We start from the raw sequence: 19,793 nt of genomic DNA on the forward strand, positions 1-19,793 counted from the left end.
TATTCAATTTTCTATTTTTAATTACATTGTCTCTTAAAGGCTCGCAAACTGAATGCGTACACTGAACCAACTCAAGCCAAATACACTAACTCGTCTATATGCCCTATTTCTTCTTTTTATGGTCATATCGCTTTTTCTATACGCTTACAGTTATTTTGACACTTGGCTGGATAGCAAAAAAAATGCTATCAACAATACGACTCTCAAATTTGCTCGACAGGTTGAAGATTACCGTTACCACTCTAATCAGCTTTTTCAGCTATCAAATAAAATAACCGATACCTCAACGTTTCCTGTATTGCCACTTAATCCAATAAAATTACGTTCTGATGTGTTTTGGCTTGAAGGGCGAGATCAAACTGTAGATTCCATTATATTCGGCAAACCCAATGAACAAACCTTTCAGCTAGCACAACGATTTGCAAATTCACTCGAAATTCTTTGGGGAGTGCGTAATGATTACAGTTCACTTTATTATCTAAATGGTAAAGGGAATGATCTTATCTTAATTACGACTCATTCTGTGCTTAAACCAGAAATCCGTTACAAAGAAAGCTATTTAACATTAACGGCTGAAAATAAACGGTCTGAGTTATTGATGCAATCAACGGCATTAGATGAAAAAGAGAGTCTTTCTCCTATTAGAAAGATGTCTACAGAAAACATCTATTACTACACTTATCGTATTATGTTTAATGTACCAGGTCAGTTAACTAGCGTAGTGGCGTTTGATTTACCTATCAATAATTTCTTACCTTCAGAATTGTCTCCACACTACTTAAGGCTACTTCCAACAGGTCAGCAATCTGTTTACGACAAAAATAGCATTGAAGTATCAACTGACGGCTCTTCACTGATCTTTTCTCAGCCGATTGCAGGGATCCCCTATTCACTCTCTTATGAATATCCGTTGAAATCGATTATAAAAGAGATTGCCTACAAAAATATTTGGTTATTAATCAGCCTGCTGGTATTTATTTCTATCTCCGTTTTTGGCCATATCTATATTCGTAATAAGTACGTTTTCCCTTATATCTCTATGACTCGTAATCTACGGATCAAAGAAGAGATGACAAACGACATCATTTCGAACCTTCCGATAGGATTATTAGTCTATAATTTTTCCTCTAACCATAAGATTATTAGTAATAGTCATGCGGAAAAATTGCTGCCTCATATCGATTTATCTAAGATCCGCCAAATGGCGGTTGAACACAATGGCTTAATCCAAACGGCTATCAACAACGAAATTTATGAAATAAGAACCAGTAATAACAACAATATTGACAATACATCATTATTCATATTTCTGAATAAAGATAATGAAGCACTAATCAATAAAAAATTACAACTTGCACAGCAAGAATATGAGAAAAACACCATCGCACGGCGCAAGATTTTATCTAATATGTCATTAGAATTGATGCGTCCCATCAAAGATATAAATGAGATGGTTTATCAATTCAAAGAGTTATTACCCGAAGATACCCACCAACAATTACTTAGCTTATTATTAGAGAAAACAAATTACATTTCTGAATGGATAGAAAACATTACATTAATTAATAAGTTAGAAAATCAAGAATGGAAAATTCATAAGGATGAATTTGAACTCTCAACATTAGTTGAATCTATTCTGATAACAGCATCACCTTTTATGATAAGAAAAGGCCTAACACTTTATTTCCACAATAATATAAGACCTGGCTTACTTTTAATTAACGATGGTCCAGCTTTAAGTAAGATTATTTTATCATTGATTAATTATGCCATTAGTACGACTAATTATGGAAAGATAACCGTTAATCTAAATTTAGCTCAAAATAAAGATAAAGAAGAAATACTTATTGATATTATTGACAGTGGAAGTGGGCTTACACCTCAAGACATTGCTAATATAAAATACCCATTCTTAGGCCAAGCAATGGGAGACAAATATTATTCTAATTCAGGTATCATTTTTTATTTGTGTCATTTGTTATGTAATAAAATACAGGGAGAATTAACGATTAAGAGCCAAGAAAGTATTGGTTCTCATTTCCGAATTGTACTCCCATACCAGCATATAGATACAGAAGAACGTACTTTTAACGTATTATTAGAGGGAATAAACGCAAAACTCGCCATAAAAAACCCTGAAATAGAAAAAATCATTTGCCAACAGCTTGATAAATATGGCGCTACATACTTTGATAAAAATAGAGAGAATCTTTATCCTGAATACGATATCATACTTAGGGATACGCCGAATGATAATCCTGAATCTCCAACAATATTATTAATGAGCTCTATTGTTGGATTTGAAAAAATATCAAAAGATTTAATAAAGTGTAACTATAACTTCGGAGATCCTTTAATAGAGGCTATTACTTATTTAATTGAAGAAAATGAGTCATTCCCCCTAGATACAACTAAAGAGAGTATTTGGGATGAAAATAATAACCTTGATAAATACGAAGTAATTCTTAATAATTATAGGAAGACGTTGAATGGTAGTGATTATAAGGAACTATTTATCAGTACTGTTCCTATTGATGTTGAAAAACTACACTTAGAAGCAACAAATAAAGACTTTCATTCTCTAGCCCAGACAGCTCATCGTCTAAAAGGGGTTTTTGCCATGTTAGATTTAGAATATCTCAGAGAAAGCTGTGAATATTTAGAACATGACATAAAAAATCATAATGAATTAGAGATCAAAGAACGTATCACTCAACTGGATAAATGGATTCAACAGTTGCTGCAGCAAGGTAACAATTAAACATGAATAACCTTAATATTATTATTGCCGATGATCACCCAATCGTTTTATTCGGTATTCGTAAATCTTTAGAACAAATTGAATGGGTCAATGTTGTAGGTGAATTTGAAGATTCGACCTCACTTATCAATAACTTACCTAAGTTAAATGTGGATGCATTAATTACTGACTTGTCCATGCCTGGCGATAAGTATGGTGATGGTATTACACTCATTAAGTACATAAAAAGACATTATCCTAATTTGTCGATCATTGTACTTACCATGAATAACAACCCGGCTATTTTGAGTGCAGTCCTTGATCTTGAAATTGAAGGTATTGTGCTTAAACAAGGTGCTCCGACTGATCTGCCAAAAGCATTGGCTGCGCTACAAAAAGGCAAGAAATTTATGCCTGAAAGCGTTGCTAAGCTACTTGAAAAAGTCAATGCGAATGGCTATGGCGATAAACGCTTATCACCAAAAGAAAGTGAAGTGCTGAGATTATTTGCTGAAGGCTTCCTTGTGACTGAAATTGCGAAGAAACTTAATCGCAGTATTAAAACGATTAGTAGCCAGAAAAAATCAGCCATGATGAAATTAGGTGTCGATAACGATATCGCATTACTTAATTACTTGTCATCAGTGACTATTGATAAGGAAATTAACGGCCCAGATTAATTTCACCGTAGTTACCTTAGTCACACCGATAAAATCAGGAAGCTCAACCCTTTGTGGGAGCTTCTCTGCTTTTTAGTTTTTACTCTTTATTCCTCATTCTCCTTGGGTTTATCTTTCTCTTTCCTTGTAATATCCTCCTTGTCCACAAACTCCTATAAGCTGTATAAATTATTCTTCTATTTCTTCATACCTTTATTTATTTCCAGGCTCACAGACCGTTGTAGAGGCTTTCTTACCCCGCTTTTTAATCAATTTATCTCGTTATGGCTCTGCTTTGTTTCATCTTATCTATCAAAATGCTTTTTAAACACATCATTTTTCGCCTTGTTTGGGCTTAAAAATAAATAAAGACTAATAAATTAGTCTTTATTTATTTACTCATTTTATCGTTCACGATCTAGAATTATTCTTTAGGTATATGCCTCACCAACACTTCTCTTAAAATGGAAAGCGAAACAGGTTTAGATACACAATCATTCATTCCAGCATCAATACAACGTTGCTTCTCTTCAGCAATCGCATTCGCCGTCACACCGATCACAGGCATATCGCTGCCCATTTCTCTTATATGTGTTGCAAGCTGATAGCCATTCATATTCGGCATATTGACATCCGTCAGCACGATATCAACATGATTCTTAGCTAAATACGTTAATGCATCACAGCCATCTTCTGCTGTTGCTGTATTAAAACCGATTTTTTTCAGTTGATCGGTCAACAATAAGCGGTTTATTGGATGATCATCGACAATAAGAACCGTTAAGGTTTGTAAGCTACAATCTATAGCTTGCTCCACCATCTCTACGCAATTAGCTTCAACTTTGTTTTGTGGTAATTGCAGTATTATTTTTGTTAATTCATTTAGTTTGTAAGTACTGCATACCCATACATTTTCAGCTATTTTCTTCGATGGCTCAAAGTAATGCTCATTGATCCTAATAAATTGGCAGTTATCTTTTCTTGGTAGATCGTAGTCCGTAATAATAAAATCGTTTGAAGATATCACCACTTCTTCAGTAAGTAATTCACAGCTCAAACCGAAATAACGAAGGTATCGACCAATAAAACCTTCCAAATAAAGATTTTTAATATCTATAAAGCAACGAACATTACTTTCTTTATAAATATTCTGTTTAGAAGATGATTCTATTCCTTCTAAGGCACCATAAAGAGGTATACGAACCGTAAAACGGCTACCAATATTTTCTTGGGAAACAACACTGATATCCCCATCCATTAAGTTGATCAGTTTTTCACAAATGGCCAAACCTAATCCTGTTCCCTCTGATGCACTTTCTGTATTTTGAGATACTTGGAAGAATGGTTCAAACAGCTCATGTAATGCTTTATCGCTAATGCCTCGCCCTGTATCGTGAATATCAAAATAGAGATAATAATCATCTTTATAAAGATGTAAGGTAATACATCCCGTCGTGGTAAATTTAATACTGTTATTCAATAAATTAGAGATAACTTGTTGTACGCGAACAGGATCACTATTTACAATTTTTGGTACGTCAGGTTCGATAAAACAGTAAATAGCCAAGTCTTTTTTCGCAATCAAAGGTAAATAGTTAGAAATAACAAAAGAGAGCACTTGGCGACAATTAAATGGCTTAATATCAATTTTTAACTGTTTCGATTCAATTTTCGAGAAATCGAGGATATCGCTAATAATTTTTAGCAATAACGATGAGGAGTTATCCATCGTCTTTAGTAATCGAGAAGTATCATCATTTTGTGTAAGCGACTGCAATAATTCTAGATTACCAATAATGCCATAAAGTGGTGTTCGTAATTCGTGGCTGACCGTTGCCAAAAACATCGATTTAGCTTGGTTAGCTTGCTCCGCAGCTGTTGCCATATTTTGTAGTGAGCGCTCCATTTTAACCCGTGCGCTAATATCCACTAAAACACAGATAGCCACATCTTCATTTTGATAACGTGAGTTAACAAAGCTTATTTGCAGATGATTACGATTGTTGGTCACTACATCGACCATATTGCTACTTTTCTCAGCAATAATAGAAAGGATATTTTGTTTATCGCTATGGCTAAGCAAACGAAAATAGTTGTGTGCTAGCTCGTTACTTAAGATGATCATGCCATCACGTATTCTAAGAATACTGATCCCGACTGGCGCTGATGCCACAATCTTATGGTTAAACTGTTCGTGCTCTTCTAGACGAGAGGCATTATTTTCAGCTGGAGAGAATATTTTTCTCTCAAAGATCCAGACGAAAATAAAAATCATAATGGCTGAAATAATATTTAAGATCAGCGCATTAAAAATCGTGAATTTAAATTCATTTAAAATTTGTTTGAGTGGTAATGAATACACCACACTAAAAGATGAAGGTAATAATTTACGCTTAGCAACTAAATCACTAAAGTCTTCATCAAAACCAAAATAAGGAGCACTGACATCAGGAACCTGTTTAACTGCATGATAGTTATTTTCTGCTGGATAGCTTAAAACAGTGGTGTTCCTACTGTTAAGAAGGTGAATTGAAATCACCCTATCTTTGGCAGGAGAAAAATACTCAAGACGAATAGCTCTTTCAATACCAATCAGACCAATGAATTTACCTGAGGCATAAACTGGCGACATAACATATAAAATGCCACTATCCCCTTTTGCATCTGGCACTATCCAATATTGGTTAACTTCTTTACCTTGTGCGCGTTGATTAACATAGTTACGTGTATTTTCGTAAACCATTTTTTTCAACATTTCAGTATCAACAGGGGATGCGCGCAAAGGGAAGTTAATCATACACATGCTATGGGAGCCAACCATAAAGACTTGGTTTATCCCTTGTAATGCCGGAGTGTTATCTTTCCAATAATATAAGATGCTGTTAAAGGAGCGGAAATAGTTGTTTGTTTGCCCCTTAAATAATTCACAATCTGCGGTGTCATTAAGTTTATGAAGTGAGAATGGTCCTTCATAAAATAATGAGTTTTTCATGCTCGGGTTTAAATTAATTTGTTCTTGGTGACGTTCTGCGAGGTATTGTAAATCGCGGATGGTGCCGGAGGTTTGCCTAAAGAAACCAAGGAGATTAGTATAGTTATTACTATACTCTTGCCGAATATCAGACTTAGTATCATTGAAGATATTGATGAGGTAAAACATGGTTAGCAATGCACCCATCGCCCACAACATGATACCTAATATGCGAAAAAGGTAGCGGGAAATTTTTAACGATGTTTTAAAGGACGAGAGATATCTCAAACAACCACCCTAATCAATATTCCTACCGCACAAGAAACTTATTCTATTCTAGCAGAAGTTACTGAATGTCTGAATGATATGATCTTTATCATCAGGATAATTATTTCTGATGATGAACTGATCCTACCACATAAAAAAAGCAGGCAATTATGCCTGCTTTCTTTTATTTATACATCACAATAATGATAAATATTATTCTTCGTCCGCATCATCTGCTAAATCTGAATCAGGTGCTTCTGATGGCGTTTCGCTAATAACCTCATTAACTTCGTCGTCATCTAATGCATCGTCTTCATCTTCAACACGTTGCAAGCCAACAACCAACTCATCTTCTGTTGTACGAATTAAGGTAACACCTTGTGTATTACGTCCAACAATGCTGACTTCAGAAACACGTGTACGAACTAATGTACCCGCATTGGTGATCATCATAATCTGGTCAGTTTCTTCAACTTGAATTGCACCAACAACTTTACCGTTACGCTCACTCACTTTAATAGAGATAACGCCTTGTGTTGCACGATTCTTCGTTGGGTATTCGCTTTGAGCAGTACGTTTACCATAACCATTTTCAGTTACGGTTAAGATATCACCTTCACCGCGAGGGATGATAAGTGAAACCACTTTATCGTCATCGCTCAGTTTCATACCACGAACACCTGTCGCAGTACGACCCATTGGACGAACACAATCTTCCGCAAAGCGAACCACTTTGCCTTCAGCAGAGAACAACATAACTTCGTTTGTGCTATCGGTTAAATCAACACCGATTAATTCATCGCCTTCATTTAAGTTAACGGCAATGATACCTGCACTACGAGGACGGCTGAAATCTTGCAGAGGTGTTTTCTTCACAGTTCCGCTTGCCGTTGCCATAAAGACAAACTTACCTTCTTCATACTCTCTTACTGGCAAAATAGCGGTAATACGTTCATTTTGCTCAAGAGGTAGTAAGTTGATAATTGGACGACCACGAGCACCGCGACTTGCCTCTGGTAACTGGTAAACCTTCATCCAGTAGAGACGACCACGGCTTGAGAAGCATAAAATCGTGTCATGGGTGTTAGCCACCAATAGACGATCGATAAAGTCTTCTTCTTTAATTCTTGCTGCTGATTTACCTTTACCGCCACGACGCTGTGCTTCGTAATCAGTAAGTGGTTGATATTTAACGTAACCTTGGTGAGAAAGTGTCACAACAACATTTTCTTCATTGATCAAGTCTTCAATATTAATATCAGCCGTGTTTTCAGTGATCTCGGTGCGACGAGGATCGTTATATTGATCTTTAATCGCATTTAGCTCTTCACGAATAACTTCCATCAAACGTTCTGGGCTTCTTAAGATATGTAATAACTCAGCAATTTGGAGTAATAACTCACGATATTCATCTAACAGTTTTTCATGTTCAAGGCCTGTCAGTTTCTGCAAACGCAGATCCAAAATAGCTTGAGCTTGTTGCTCTGTTAGATAGTATTTACCGTCATGCACGCCATATTGTGGCTCTAACCATTCAGGACGAGCAACGTTGCTGTCGCCAGCACGCTCTAACATGGTAGAAACGCTACCTAAATCCCAAGGCTGCGCAATTAATGCCGCTTTTGCTTCTGCTGGATTTGGTGCTTGACGGATCATTTCAATAACTGGGTCGATGTTCGCCAATGCAACAGCCAGTGCTTCTAAGATATGAGCACGGTCACGCGCTTTGCGTAATTCGTAAATAGTACGACGAGTAACAACTTCACGACGGTGACGAATAAAGGCAGAGATAATTTCTTTTAGATTTAATAATTTTGGCTGGCCTTGGTGAAGCGCAACCATATTAATACCGAAAGAAACCTGCATTTGTGTTTGTGAGAATAAGTGATTTAATACCACTTCACCCACAGCATCACGTTTGATTTCAACGACAATACGCATACCGTCTTTATCAGACTCGTCACGTAATCCGCTAATACCTTCAATACGCTTATCTTTAACAAGCTCTGCAATTTTTTCAATTAAACGAGCTTTATTCACCTGATAAGGAATTTCTGTCACGATAATAGTTTCGCGACCTGTTTTCTCATCAGTTTCGATATCAGCCTGAGCACGGATATAAATTTTTCCGCGACCAGTACGGTAAGCATCTAAAATTCCTCTGCGACCATTAATAATAGCGGCAGTCGGGAAATCAGGCCCCGTAATATGTTCCATCAACTCTTCAATCGTGATGTCTTCGTTATCAACATAAGCAAGACAGCCGTCGATAACTTCGCCTAGGTTATGTGGAGGAATGTTTGTTGCCATCCCTACCGCAATCCCTGAAGAACCATTGACTAACAAGTTTGGAATACGGGTTGGCATTACTGCCGGAATATGTTCTGTTCCATCATAGTTAGGAACAAAATCAACCGTTTCTTTTTCCAAATCCGCCAGCAGTTCATGGGCGATTTTCGCCATACGAACTTCGGTATAACGCATTGCAGCAGCCGAGTCACCATCAACTGACCCGAAGTTACCCTGCCCGTCAACCAACATGTAACGCATAGAAAAAGGCTGTGCTAAACGAACAATCGTTTCATAAACAGCACTGTCACCGTGCGGGTGATATTTACCGATAACATCCCCAACAACACGGGCTGATTTTTTATAAGGTTTATTCCAATCGTTTCCTAGTACATTCATCGCGAAAAGCACTCGGCGGTGTACTGGCTTCAGTCCGTCTCGAACATCGGGTAATGCGCGTCCTACAATAACAGACATCGCATAATCCAAATATGAGCTTTTCAGCTCTTCTTCGATATTAACTGGTGTGATTTCTCTGGCAATGTCGCTCATGGAGCCACTGTCCCTCATACTACGGATTCAAAGGTTTAGAACTATACCACAAATCGCCAATTTTTGGAAAAAGGAAACAACTAAATTAATGATCCTTTCGCTATTCTCTTCGATTTCACCGTCTAACGTTGGTAGAATCATGGCAATATGAAAATAGGAGTAATACTTTCTGATGAATGATAAAACAACCTCTTTACATGCTAACGTGGATCAGCATGAAATCGACAAGTTTGAAAGCGTCGCATCACGGTGGTGGGATCTTGAAGGTGAATTTAAGCCATTGCACCGCATCAACCCATTAAGACTCAACTATATTCAAGAACGCGCAGACGGCCTATTTGGGAAAAAAGTCCTAGATGTTGGTTGCGGTGGCGGTATTTTGTCTGAAAGTATGGCATGTGCTGGAGCTGAAGTAACTGGTCTTGATATGGGTACAGAGCCATTACAAGTTGCTCGTTTGCATTCGCTGGAATCAGGTATTCCTGTCACTTACATTCAAGATACTGTTGAAAACCACGCGAATGAAAACCCACAAACTTACGACGTCGTTACCTGTATGGAGATGTTAGAGCACGTTCCTGACCCTTCTTCTGTTGTAAGAGCCTGTGCAAAATTGGTAAAACCCGGTGGACATGTTTTCTTCTCAACCATCAATCGTAATAAAAAAGCGTGGCTGATGCTGGTGGTAGGGGCGGAGTATATTCTGAATATGGTACCTAAGGGCACACATGATGCTAATAAGTTTATTCGCCCGTCAGAATTACTGAGTTGGGTCGATGAAACCGATTTACGTAGCAAAAATATGATTGGTTTACATTATAACCCGATCACTGACAAATTCCGATTAGCGCCAAATGTCGATGTGAATTATATGGTGCACACACAATCGACACATAACTCGAATTCGTGAAACTGAAAGTTTGATTTGGTTTAATAAAACATCAAACGATCACATTTTTTAAAATTGACTTTACATCGTTGTCACTTGAATTTGTGTTTCTTACTGCCTGTATTTATGCAGGGTACAGGCAGTTGTTAAAAAATTTATCCCCTATTTATCCACAGAAACAATCAGATTTGTACACTTGATCAATCTCTCAATTACCTTTATCTTGTTATCACCATTTGAACCAACCCCTATATATTGTGTTTCCTTAAATTTCACACCACAAGACTCCTTGACACAGATTGTCATCGGGAGCGTTTTTTTGCGGTATAAAATTTCAGGTAACACTAATGCAAGAAAGGTGCATCGCTCATGAATCACAGCCTGCTCGTCACAAAACGTGATGGTCATAAAGAACGCATTGACTTAGACAAAATTCACCGTGTTATCGCCTGGGCCGCTGAAGGTCTAGAAAATGTCTCTGTATCTCAAGTTGAATTACGTTCTCAGATTCAGTTTTATGATGGTATCAAAACTGCTGATATCCATGAAACGCTGGTAAAAGCTGCTGCAGACTTAATCTCTGGTGAAACGCCTGATTATCAGTATCTCGCTGCCCGTCTTGCCGTATTTAATTTACGTAAAAAAGCGTATGGCCAATTTGAGCCACCAACACTGTATGATCACGTTAAAAAATTAGTCGATTTAGGCAAATATGATCGCCATCTTCTTGAAGATTACACACAAGAAGAGTTCGAACAGATGAATAACTTTATTGTTCATCAACGTGATATGAACTTCTCCTACGCTGCGGTTAAACAATTAGAAGGTAAATACTTCGTTCAAAACCGTATTACAGGTGAAATTTATGAAAGCGCACAGTTCTTATATGTTTTAGTTGCGGCTTGCTTGTTCTCTCGTTATCCACAAGCAACACGTATGGACTATATCGAACGTTTCTATAATGCAATTTCAACCTTTAAAATCTCATTACCAACGCCAATCATGGCGGGTGTAAGAACACCAACTCGTCAATTTAGCTCTTGTGTATTAATTGAGTGTGACGACAGCCTTGATTCTATCAATGCAACATCAAGTGCCATTGTGAAGTATGTTTCTCAGCGTGCAGGTATTGGTATTAATGCAGGTCGTATACGTGCATTAGGTAGTGCTATTCGTAATGGTGAAGCATTCCACACAGGTTGTATCCCTTTCTATAAACACTTCCAAACTGCGGTAAAATCTTGCTCGCAAGGTGGTGTTCGTGGTGGTGCGGCAACTTTATTCTATCCATTATGGCATTTAGAAGTTGAAAGCCTGCTGGTACTGAAAAACAACCGTGGTGTTGATGATAACCGTGTTCGTCATTTAGATTACGGCGTTCAGTTAAACAAATTAATGTATGAACGTTTAATCAAAGGTCAGGATATTACTTTATTCAGCCCTTCTGACGTCCCGGGTTTATATGATGCATTCTTTGCTGATCAAGATGAATTTGAACGTTTATATGTGCAATATGAGAAAGATAAGAGCATCCGCCAAAAACAAGTTAAAGCGGTTGAGTTATTCTCATTGATGATGCAAGAACGTGCATCAACTGGCCGTATTTACATTCAGAACGTTGACCACTGTAATACACATAGCCCATTTGATCCGGCTGTTGCACCAATTCGCCAATCAAATTTATGCTTAGAAATTGCACTGCCAACTAAACCATTGAATGATATTAAAGATCCTAATGGTGAAATTGCACTGTGTACGTTATCTGCATTTAACTTAGGCGCAATTGAAAATCTTGATGATTTAGAAGAACTTGCTCGTTTAGCTGTTCGCTCATTGGATGCACTGTTAGATTATCAAGATTACCCAATCTTAGCGGCAAAACAAGGTGCAATGGGTCGTCGTACCTTAGGTATTGGTGTGATTAACTTTGCTTATTATTTAGCAAAACACGGTGTTCGCTACTCTGATGGTAGTGCAAATAACTTAACTCATCGTGCATTTGAAGCAATTCAATACTATTTATTAAAAGCATCTAATGAATTAGCGAAAGAACAAGGCGCATGTCCATGGTTTAATGAAACCACTTATGCTGACGGTATCTTACCTATTGATACCTACAAAAAATCATTAGATGTACTGACAAAAGAACCTCTGCATTACGATTGGGAAAGTTTACGTAAAGACATTAAAGAGCACGGTTTACGTAACTCAACACTGTCTGCGCTGATGCCATCAGAAACATCTTCACAGATTTCGAATGCAACAAATGGTATCGAACCACCACGTGGTTATATCAGTATTAAAGCCTCTAAAGACGGTATTTTACGTCAAGTGGTTCCTGAGTATGAGCGTTTGAAAGGCGCTTATGAATTACTGTGGCAAATGCCAAGTATTGAAGGTTACTTGCAGTTAGTGGGCATCATGCAGAAATTCGTTGACCAAGCAATTTCAGCAAACACTAACTACGATCCTACTCGTTTCCCTAGCGGTAAGGTTCCAATGAACCAACTGCTGAAAGATTTGCTGCTCGCTTACAAATACGGTGTGAAAACACTTTATTATCACAATACCCGTGATGGTGCTGATGATGTACAGGGTGATCTGGAAGAAGTCGTTGAGACGGAAGATTCAGATTGTGAAGGCGGCGCGTGTAAAATTTAATTGAGGAAGCTATGTCGTATACTACTTTTTCACAAGTTAAAAATGATCAACTTCAGGAGCCCATGTTTTTTGGGCAACCTGTTAACGTAGCGCGTTATGATCAGCAAAAATATCCTATTTTTGAAAAGCTAATTGAAAAACAACTCTCCTTCTTCTGGCGTCCAGAAGAAGTGGATGTTTCTCGTGACCGCATTGACTACAATGCTTTACCTGATCATGAAAAACATATTTTTATTAGTAATTTAAAATATCAAACACTGTTGGATTCGATTCAAGGAAGAAGCCCTAACGTGGCATTTTTACCTTTAATCTCGATCCCAGAGTTAGAGACATGGGTTGAAACATGGTCATTCTCTGAAACCATCCACTCGCGCTCTTATACTCATATTATTCGTAATATTGTTAACGATCCGTCAGTTGTGTTTGATGATATCGTTGAAAATGAAGAAATTTTAAAACGCGCGCGTGATATTTCTTCTTATTATGACGAGTTAATCAAGCTAACAAATCTTTATCACATGTATGGTGAAGGCGACCATCAAGTTAAAGGTAAAACGGTTCATGTCACGTTACGCAAATTAAAGAAACAGCTTTATCTGTGCTTAATGAGCGTCAACGCACTAGAAGCAATCCGTTTCTATGTTAGCTTTGCCTGTTCATTTGCCTTTGCTGAACGTGAACTGATGGAAGGTAACGCGAAGATCATTCGACTAATTGCTCGTGACGAAGCGCTACACTTAACAGGTACACAGCACATGCTGAATTTACTGCGTTCAGGTCAAGATGATCCTGAAATGGCAGAAATCGCAGCAGAATGTGAGCAAGAGTGTTATGACCTGTTCGTTGAAGCCGCAGAGCAAGAAAAAGAGTGGGCTGAATACCTATTCTCTGAAGGCTCTATGATTGGTTTAAATAAAGATATCCTTTGCCAATATGTTGAATATATTACCAACATTCGCATGCAAGCAGTGGGTCTTAAATTACCATTTAAAGCGCGTTCTAACCCTATTCCATGGATCAATGCATGGTTAGTGTCTGACAACGTTCAAGTTGCGCCTCAAGAAGTTGAAGTCAGTTCTTACTTAGTGGGTCAAATCGATTCACAAGTTGATACTGATGATTTAAGTAACTTTGAACTGTAATACTGAGAAATAACACCGATACGTTATGGCATCTCATAAAGTGACCCTGCATCAGCAGGGTCTTTCAAAACCTTTAGAATTTCATACTGACACCCATCCTTCTTTGCTTGATGCATTAGAACATGGGAAAGTCCAAGTCGAATACCAATGTCGTGAAGGCTATTGCGGCTCTTGTCGTCTACGCCTAGTGAAAGGCAAAGTTTGTTATCGTAATGAACCTTTAGCGTTTATCCAACCCGATGAAATTTTACCTTGTAGCTGCCATCCCATCAGTGATATCGAAATAGAAATTTACTCTGAATAATTTGAATTATCTTAATTTGAGCTTTTTTCTAACACTCTTGTTCAACTTTGACTAAGGTTAAGTTAACACGATAAAAAAAGGAAAAGCATTATGAAATTAAAGTCTATTTTCTCAGTCATTGCTATTTCTACATCAATTCTGCTTGTTGCAGGCTGTTCAAGTCCACAAAAAATAGAAACAGTAAATGGGGAAACAATTTTAACGACAGATAAACCCCAAGAAGATGAAGCAACTGGGTTAATTACCTACAAAGATTCAGAAACCGGACAGATTAAACAGATTAATCGTGATCAAATAAGACGAATGGTAGAGCTTGACGATTAACGCTCTTATAAGCCTTTCTCTTAAAGCGCCAATTCATATTTATGATTGGCGTTTTTTTATTCATAAAATCTTTTTTGTAAACTAATCATTACACTATACGTAATTAAAATTTGACAGAAATTTACCATTCTTATACTCTGCTTTTTAAGTAAATAAAATAGTCTAGTGAACAGAGGATCTTGTGAAGAATCGCACTATAGGCAGTGTTTTTATTGTTGCAGGAACAACAATTGGGGCAGGTATGCTGGCAATGCCACTAGCTGCTGTGGGTATCGGCTTTAGCACGATGATGCTATTGCTTATTGGCTTATGGTTATTGATGAGCTATACCGCATTACTGCTGGTGGAAGTTTATCAATACAACGATCCTCATACAGGTCTTGGCTCTATCGCAAAACGCTATCTCGGTGTAGGTGGTCAAGTTATCACTGGGCTCGCACTGTTGCTGTTAATGTACGCGTTAACGACCGCTTATATTAGTGGTGCGGGTGAATTACTTTCAGCCACCCTTTCATCTTGGATTGGACACGAGCTTTCTGTCACACAAGGTATTATTATCTTTACAGTGATTGGCGGAGCTGTGGTAGGAATTGGTACAACATCGGTTGATATGATTAACCGTCTATTGTTTACCGCAAAAGTTTTCTTCCTGATATTTATGCTGATTGTGATGTTACCTCACGTTGAGTCAGTAAACTTAACCTCAATGCCTGTGGCATATGGGCTGATTCTTTCTGCTATTCCTGTTATTTTTACCTCATTTGGTTTCCACGGTAGTGTGCCAAGTATCGTAAGTTACATGAATGGTGATATTAAAAAGCTACGTATTATCTTTATTATTGGTAGTGCTATTCCGCTTGTTGCTTATATCTTATGGCAAATTGCCACATTAGGTGCTATCCCAACAAATACTTTTATGGGAATTATGGCGCAACAATCTGGATTAAATGGCTTACTTACCGCTATTCGTGATGTTGTTGCTACACCTCGCGTGAATATTGCAGTTAACTTATTTGCAGCATTAGCTTTAGCGACTTCATTCCTTGGTGTTGCATTAGGTCTATTTGATTATCTTGCGGATCTCTTTAAGCGCAGTAATCGTGCAACTGGGCGTGCGCAATCAAGCTTATTAACCTTTGTTCCACCTTTAGTTTGTGCGCTTTATTTCCCTAACTTTGTGCAAGCATTAGCTTATGCGGCTATCGCACTGTCAATTTTAGCATTGCTTCTACCCGCTTTATTAGTATGGAAAGTCAGACAAGAACAAAACGGTGCTGATAAATACAAAGTTAAAGGTGGTAAAGGCGCATTAGGTATTGTGTTTGTTTGCGGTCTGATAGTTATAGGTATTCAAATCGCCATTACTTTTGGTTTATTACCTCAAGTTGGCTAACTTCCTTTCTTATATCGCTTTCTTGTAGATAACAAAAAAGCAGGTGCTAATTTTAGACACCTGCTTTTTTTGATTCAGATATAGCGTCTAGGTTAGAAGCTTAAACCTGCACCCACATAGAAACCGTCAGCTAATTTATTATTGCTTCTATTATGTGAGTTTTCGATTTCAATCACACGATAACCTGCATTGACATGCAATGGTTTAAATACTGTTAATTGAGCCCCTACATCGGCTTCATAATAAGATTTGCTACCAGAGGTTAATCCTTCAGGAGATGCATAGGCTTCACCATACACACTTAAAGAAGGCAGAACATTCCAGTTAAGACCCACACCACCCGCTAAAGCAGCACCATCATCACCATTTTTTGGTGCTAAATAGAGTGCTTTACCGCCAACACTTGCTGAAAAAGGCCCTAAAGGTAACGCAAATTTTGCACCTAAGCTTCCTACTTGACCATCGTGATCACTACGAGCCCAGTTACCATTAAAAGAAAGACCCGCATTAGGATCACCTAAACCAGCGCGAACATCTGTATAATGTTCCCCTGCTTGAATATTCATTGATACTGCATTGGCATTTCCAGCCACAAACAGCGCACTTATCGCACCGACCAATAAATATTTTTTCATTGTTATTACTCCAGCAAATAATTGTCCTAACTTATAATTATACAACAAATTTATTAAACAACTTGGCTCAAAATTGAAAGATAATCTGTAGAATTTTCAATCTATGTAAATAAGTTACGGCTATCAATATTATTGGTCTAATTGGTTTTATTAATGAGTTCAATATTGCTAAAGTGGAATTACAGTCAATATTAACCATAATAAATATAAGGCTGTTCGCTTCGTTTTATTCACACATGCTATTTTTTTAGATCGTTTACTATTTCATAAACTGGAGATATGTGATGGAAAAGAAAAAGCTAACAACGGCGTCAGGTGCACCTGTTGTAGACAATAATAACTCGATGACAGCAGGCCCTCGTGGTCCAATGTTACTTCAAGATGTCTGGTTTTTAGAAAAGCTAGCTCACTTTGATCGTGAGGTTATTCCAGAAAGACGTATGCACGCAAAAGGCTCTGGTGCTTTTGGTACATTTAAAGTCACTCACGATATTACGAAATATACTCGCGCTAAAATTTTCTCTAAAGTGGGTAAAAAAACAGAAATGTTTGCTCGCTTTTCAACCGTTGCGGGTGAAAGAGGTGCCGCAGACGCCGAACGCGATATTCGTGGCTTTGCGTTAAAATTTTATACTGAAGAAGGTAACTGGGATATGGTGGGTAATAACACCCCTGTTTTCTACCTTCGCGATGCCCTGAAATTCCCAGACTTAAACCACGTTGTAAAACGTGATCCTAAAACTAACCTCCGTAATATGGCATACAAATGGGATTTCTTCTCTCATTTGCCAGAAGCACTGCACCAATTAACCATTGATATGAGTGACCGTGGTTTACCACAAAGCTATCGTTTTATTCACGGCTTTGGTAGCCATACTTATAGCTTTATTAATAAAGATAATGAGCGCTTTTGGGTTAAATTCCACTTCCGTTGCCAACAAGGCATTAAAAACCTGATGGATGACGAAGCTCAAACTCTCGTAGGTCAAGACAGAGAAAGCTCACAACGTGATTTATTTGATGCTATTGAACGTGGTGATTTCCCTCGCTGGAATTTACAAATTCAAGTCATGCCAGAAAAAGAAGCGTCAAAAGTCCCTTATAATCCTTTCGATTTAACTAAAGTTTGGCCTCATGCTGATTATCCATTAATTGATGTGGGCTATTTTGAGCTAAACCGTAACCCTGAAAACTATTTCTCTGATGTAGAGCAAGCGGCATTTAGCCCTGCAAACATCGTTCCGGGTATTGGGTTCTCTCCAGATAAGATGTTACAAGGTCGCCTATTCTCTTATGGTGATGCTCACCGTTATCGTTTAGGTGTTAATCATCATCAAATCCCTGTGAATGCGCCACAATGCCCATTCCATAATTATCATCGTGATGGTGCAATGCGTGTTGATGGTAATAGTGGTAGCGGTATTACTTATGAGCCAAATAATGGTGGTATGTTCCAAGAACAGCCTAATTTTAAAGAGCCACCATTATCAATTGAAGGTGCGGCAGATCACTGGAATCATCGTGAAGATGAAGATTACTTCAGCCAACCTCGTGCGCTGTATGAATTACTGAGTGATGAAGAGCATCAACGTATGTTTGCTCGTATTGCAGGTGAATTAATACAGGCAAGTAAAGATACACAAAAACGTCAAATTGCCTTATTTAAGAAAGTTCACCCTGAATATGGTGCGGGCGTTGAAAAAGCAATGAAAGCGTTAGCCAAAAAAGACGCTAAGTAACTCATAATAAGAAGCCCTGTGAGCAACTCGGCAAAAATAATAAGGCGCCTTCGGGCGCCTTTCTTTTTCTCTTATAATCTCTGGTATTTATTGTTAATAAAATAAATGATGAGAAATATGTAATTATCGAATAAAGCTTAGTCACTACTTTGGAATTCTTCCGCTCGTCGTTCTAATTCTGCCATATAAGAAGTTTTAGCTTTTTCATGTCCATTCGGTGACATAATGCCAATAATTTGTATATTGTCGTAATTCAGCCAATGTCTTGAGAAAACAAGGTAATGGTTTGAATGTCTGTCGATTTGTGGTTTTGTTTTCTTCCAAGCAAGCTCTGACGGCAACCGAATATGAAGCTTGTAAACAAATGAGCCACACAACCTTGAGTTATCTTCCCATTGGCCTTCATTCCCAAATCTATCTGGTAATATTCCCGTATTTTTCCAGTTCTCGATCGCTTTAGCATATTTATTGGCGACTTCTGGCATCTCTACATCAGCATGTATATTTACAACACAAACCATCCAGACTACTCCGTGTCAACAACTCCAACTTTACGATGTTCAGCTAAAATCCAAGCGCTGACTTCATCTTGATCTGGCATATCAACTAAATGGACGGTCTTTTCAGGAACTGAACATTGCTCAATACACGATAAGATATCTCGCAAAATGAATTCGCCCTGCGCAACAACTCGACCAAATTGAAGTAGGCTTGTTTTATATTTGGCTTGTTGTTTTAAATCGTCTGGAAATAAATTATCGATATTGTTTCCACTCATGACATGCTGTACTGCGGCTTTAATTTGTCTATGACGCGCTACCCCATCGATACACAAACGCTTTACTTGAGCGAAATTAGTAAAAAGAGGGCCTTTACCTCTATTTTTCCGTTTTTCTATCATTGAATTAAGTAGAATACGTTGCTGTATATTGATGTTATTGAGGTATTCAGTAGCTTCATCTAAAGGTAACAATATTTGCCCATGAGGTAACTCAAACGCTAATGCTGTCGCTTTTTTTTGCTTAGCTTGTTTTTCAACAGTCGATATCGTATTAAGTGAAATACTTTTTGCAGGTACAGGAGCTAATGAAGCCATTAAACTTGTTGCTATAGTGGCTATCGTTAACTGCGTTGTTTTTTTCGTCATTTGAACTCCATATCAACGAATTATTCTATTCCTAAGTATTACTTTTACATCCATTGTCTATTTTATGCTCATCATTTTAAC

General features: G+C 37.8%; 14 protein-coding genes. 9 read left to right on the forward strand and 5 right to left on the reverse strand.

All coding sequences use genetic code 11. The features are described from left to right. Positions 1–52: 52 nt before the first annotated feature. Together rcsD and rcsB are read left to right on the forward strand one after the other, a co-directional pair. Positions 53–2,761: a phosphotransferase RcsD gene (gene rcsD, locus ABN236_RS10190; protein ID WP_088495149.1), complete on the forward strand. Its 2,709-nt coding sequence runs from the start codon at positions 53–55 to the stop codon at positions 2,759–2,761. 2 nt (positions 2,762–2,763) lie between these two features. Further along, positions 2,764–3,420, forward strand: a complete 657-nt coding sequence (rcsB, locus tag ABN236_RS10195; protein WP_006533269.1) for a response regulator transcription factor RcsB — start codon at positions 2,764–2,766, stop codon at positions 3,418–3,420. Positions 3,421–3,823: 403 nt separating this feature from the next. Here rcsB and rcsC read toward each other — a convergent pair whose 3' ends face one another. Together rcsC and gyrA are read right to left on the reverse strand one after the other, a co-directional pair. Then, positions 3,824–6,658 carry a two-component system sensor histidine kinase RcsC gene (rcsC, locus tag ABN236_RS10200; RefSeq protein WP_349473913.1) on the reverse strand — a complete coding sequence of 945 codons (2,835 nt, stop codon included), beginning with the start codon at positions 6,656–6,658 and terminating at the stop codon, positions 3,824–3,826. Positions 6,659–6,850: 192 nt separating this feature from the next. Continuing rightward, the gene (gene gyrA, locus ABN236_RS10205) at positions 6,851–9,478 is read right to left on the reverse strand and encodes a DNA topoisomerase (ATP-hydrolyzing) subunit A (protein ID WP_088495147.1); all 2,628 of its coding nucleotides are present in this window, start codon (positions 9,476–9,478) and stop codon (positions 6,851–6,853) included. Between the two features lie 172 nt (positions 9,479–9,650). On the opposite strand from gyrA, the gene ubiG reads away from it, so the two are divergent. The 6 genes from ubiG (at position 9,651) to tyrP (ending at position 16,191) form a co-directional block, all read left to right on the forward strand. Further along, on the forward strand, positions 9,651–10,388 hold the full coding sequence (gene ubiG / locus ABN236_RS10210; protein ID WP_102949485.1) for a bifunctional 2-polyprenyl-6-hydroxyphenol methylase/3-demethylubiquinol 3-O-methyltransferase UbiG: 738 nt from the start codon (positions 9,651–9,653) through the stop codon (positions 10,386–10,388). A gap of 348 nt (positions 10,389–10,736) precedes the next feature. Further along, positions 10,737–13,028, forward strand: coding sequence for a class 1a ribonucleoside-diphosphate reductase subunit alpha (nrdA, locus tag ABN236_RS10215; protein ID WP_088495146.1), 2,292 nt, complete (start codon positions 10,737–10,739; stop codon positions 13,026–13,028). A gap of 11 nt (positions 13,029–13,039) precedes the next feature. Then, entirely contained in the window at positions 13,040–14,170 is a 1,131-nt protein-coding gene (gene nrdB / locus ABN236_RS10220) for a class Ia ribonucleoside-diphosphate reductase subunit beta (protein WP_075670676.1), read from the forward strand. Positions 14,171–14,195: 25 nt separating this feature from the next. Further along, positions 14,196–14,474 (forward strand): class I ribonucleotide reductase maintenance protein YfaE, encoded by a 279-nt coding sequence (gene yfaE, locus ABN236_RS10225; RefSeq protein ID WP_075670674.1) that lies wholly within the window; start codon positions 14,196–14,198, stop codon positions 14,472–14,474. Positions 14,475–14,564: 90 nt separating this feature from the next. Continuing rightward, positions 14,565–14,798, forward strand: a complete 234-nt coding sequence (locus ABN236_RS10230) for a YgdI/YgdR family lipoprotein (RefSeq protein ID WP_036935606.1) — start codon at positions 14,565–14,567, stop codon at positions 14,796–14,798. Positions 14,799–14,979: 181 nt separating this feature from the next. Beyond that, a complete protein-coding gene (gene tyrP / locus ABN236_RS10235) occupies positions 14,980–16,191 on the forward strand; it encodes a tyrosine transporter TyrP (RefSeq protein ID WP_349473914.1) in 1,212 nt (403 codons plus the stop codon). Positions 16,192–16,283: 92 nt separating this feature from the next. Here tyrP and ABN236_RS10240 read toward each other — a convergent pair whose 3' ends face one another. Beyond that, positions 16,284–16,826: a YfaZ family outer membrane protein gene (locus tag ABN236_RS10240; protein ID WP_088495143.1), complete on the reverse strand. Its 543-nt coding sequence runs from the start codon at positions 16,824–16,826 to the stop codon at positions 16,284–16,286. A 284-nt stretch (positions 16,827–17,110) separates the two neighbouring features. On the opposite strand from ABN236_RS10240, the gene ABN236_RS10245 reads away from it, so the two are divergent. Beyond that, the gene (locus tag ABN236_RS10245) at positions 17,111–18,565 is read left to right on the forward strand and encodes a catalase (RefSeq protein WP_088495142.1); all 1,455 of its coding nucleotides are present in this window, start codon (positions 17,111–17,113) and stop codon (positions 18,563–18,565) included. Positions 18,566–18,702: 137 nt separating this feature from the next. On the opposite strand, the gene ABN236_RS10250 is transcribed toward ABN236_RS10245, so the two are convergent. Then, positions 18,703–19,086 carry a type II toxin-antitoxin system YafO family toxin gene (locus tag ABN236_RS10250; RefSeq protein WP_311755015.1) on the reverse strand — a complete coding sequence of 128 codons (384 nt, stop codon included), beginning with the start codon at positions 19,084–19,086 and terminating at the stop codon, positions 18,703–18,705. 5 nt (positions 19,087–19,091) lie between these two features. Next, complete coding sequence (locus tag ABN236_RS10255) at positions 19,092–19,712, reverse strand: iron-sulfur cluster assembly scaffold protein SufA (protein WP_349473915.1); 621 nt, start codon at positions 19,710–19,712, stop codon at positions 19,092–19,094. Between the last annotated feature and the right edge of the window lie 81 nt (positions 19,713–19,793).

This window comes from Proteus sp. fly-1013 (assembly GCF_040140245.1).
GTDB classification, from domain to species: Bacteria; Pseudomonadota; Gammaproteobacteria; order Enterobacterales; family Enterobacteriaceae; genus Proteus; species Proteus mirabilis_B.

Excerpts from the sequence above, each read along its gene's own strand:
- ABN236_RS10250 (WP_311755015.1), bottom strand. The coding sequence starts at position 19,086 with ATGGTTTGTGTTGTAAATATACATGCTGATGTAGAGATGCCAGAAGTC.
- ABN236_RS10245 (WP_088495142.1), top strand. The coding sequence starts at position 17,111 with ATGGAAAAGAAAAAGCTAACAACGGCGTCAGGTGCACCTGTTGTAGAC.
- ubiG (WP_102949485.1), top strand. The coding sequence starts at position 9,651 with ATGAATGATAAAACAACCTCTTTACATGCTAACGTGGATCAGCATGAA.
- gyrA (WP_088495147.1), bottom strand. The coding sequence starts at position 9,478 with ATGAGCGACATTGCCAGAGAAATCACACCAGTTAATATCGAAGAAGAG.
- rcsD (WP_088495149.1), top strand. The coding sequence starts at position 53 with ATGCGTACACTGAACCAACTCAAGCCAAATACACTAACTCGTCTATAT.
- nrdB (WP_075670676.1), top strand. The coding sequence starts at position 13,040 with ATGTCGTATACTACTTTTTCACAAGTTAAAAATGATCAACTTCAGGAG.
- rcsB (WP_006533269.1), top strand. The coding sequence starts at position 2,764 with ATGAATAACCTTAATATTATTATTGCCGATGATCACCCAATCGTTTTA.
- nrdA (WP_088495146.1), top strand. The coding sequence starts at position 10,737 with ATGAATCACAGCCTGCTCGTCACAAAACGTGATGGTCATAAAGAACGC.
- ABN236_RS10255 (WP_349473915.1), bottom strand. The coding sequence starts at position 19,712 with ATGACGAAAAAAACAACGCAGTTAACGATAGCCACTATAGCAACAAGT.
- ABN236_RS10240 (WP_088495143.1), bottom strand. The coding sequence starts at position 16,826 with ATGAAAAAATATTTATTGGTCGGTGCGATAAGTGCGCTGTTTGTGGCT.
- yfaE (WP_075670674.1), top strand. The coding sequence starts at position 14,196 with ATGGCATCTCATAAAGTGACCCTGCATCAGCAGGGTCTTTCAAAACCT.
- ABN236_RS10230 (WP_036935606.1), top strand. The coding sequence starts at position 14,565 with ATGAAATTAAAGTCTATTTTCTCAGTCATTGCTATTTCTACATCAATT.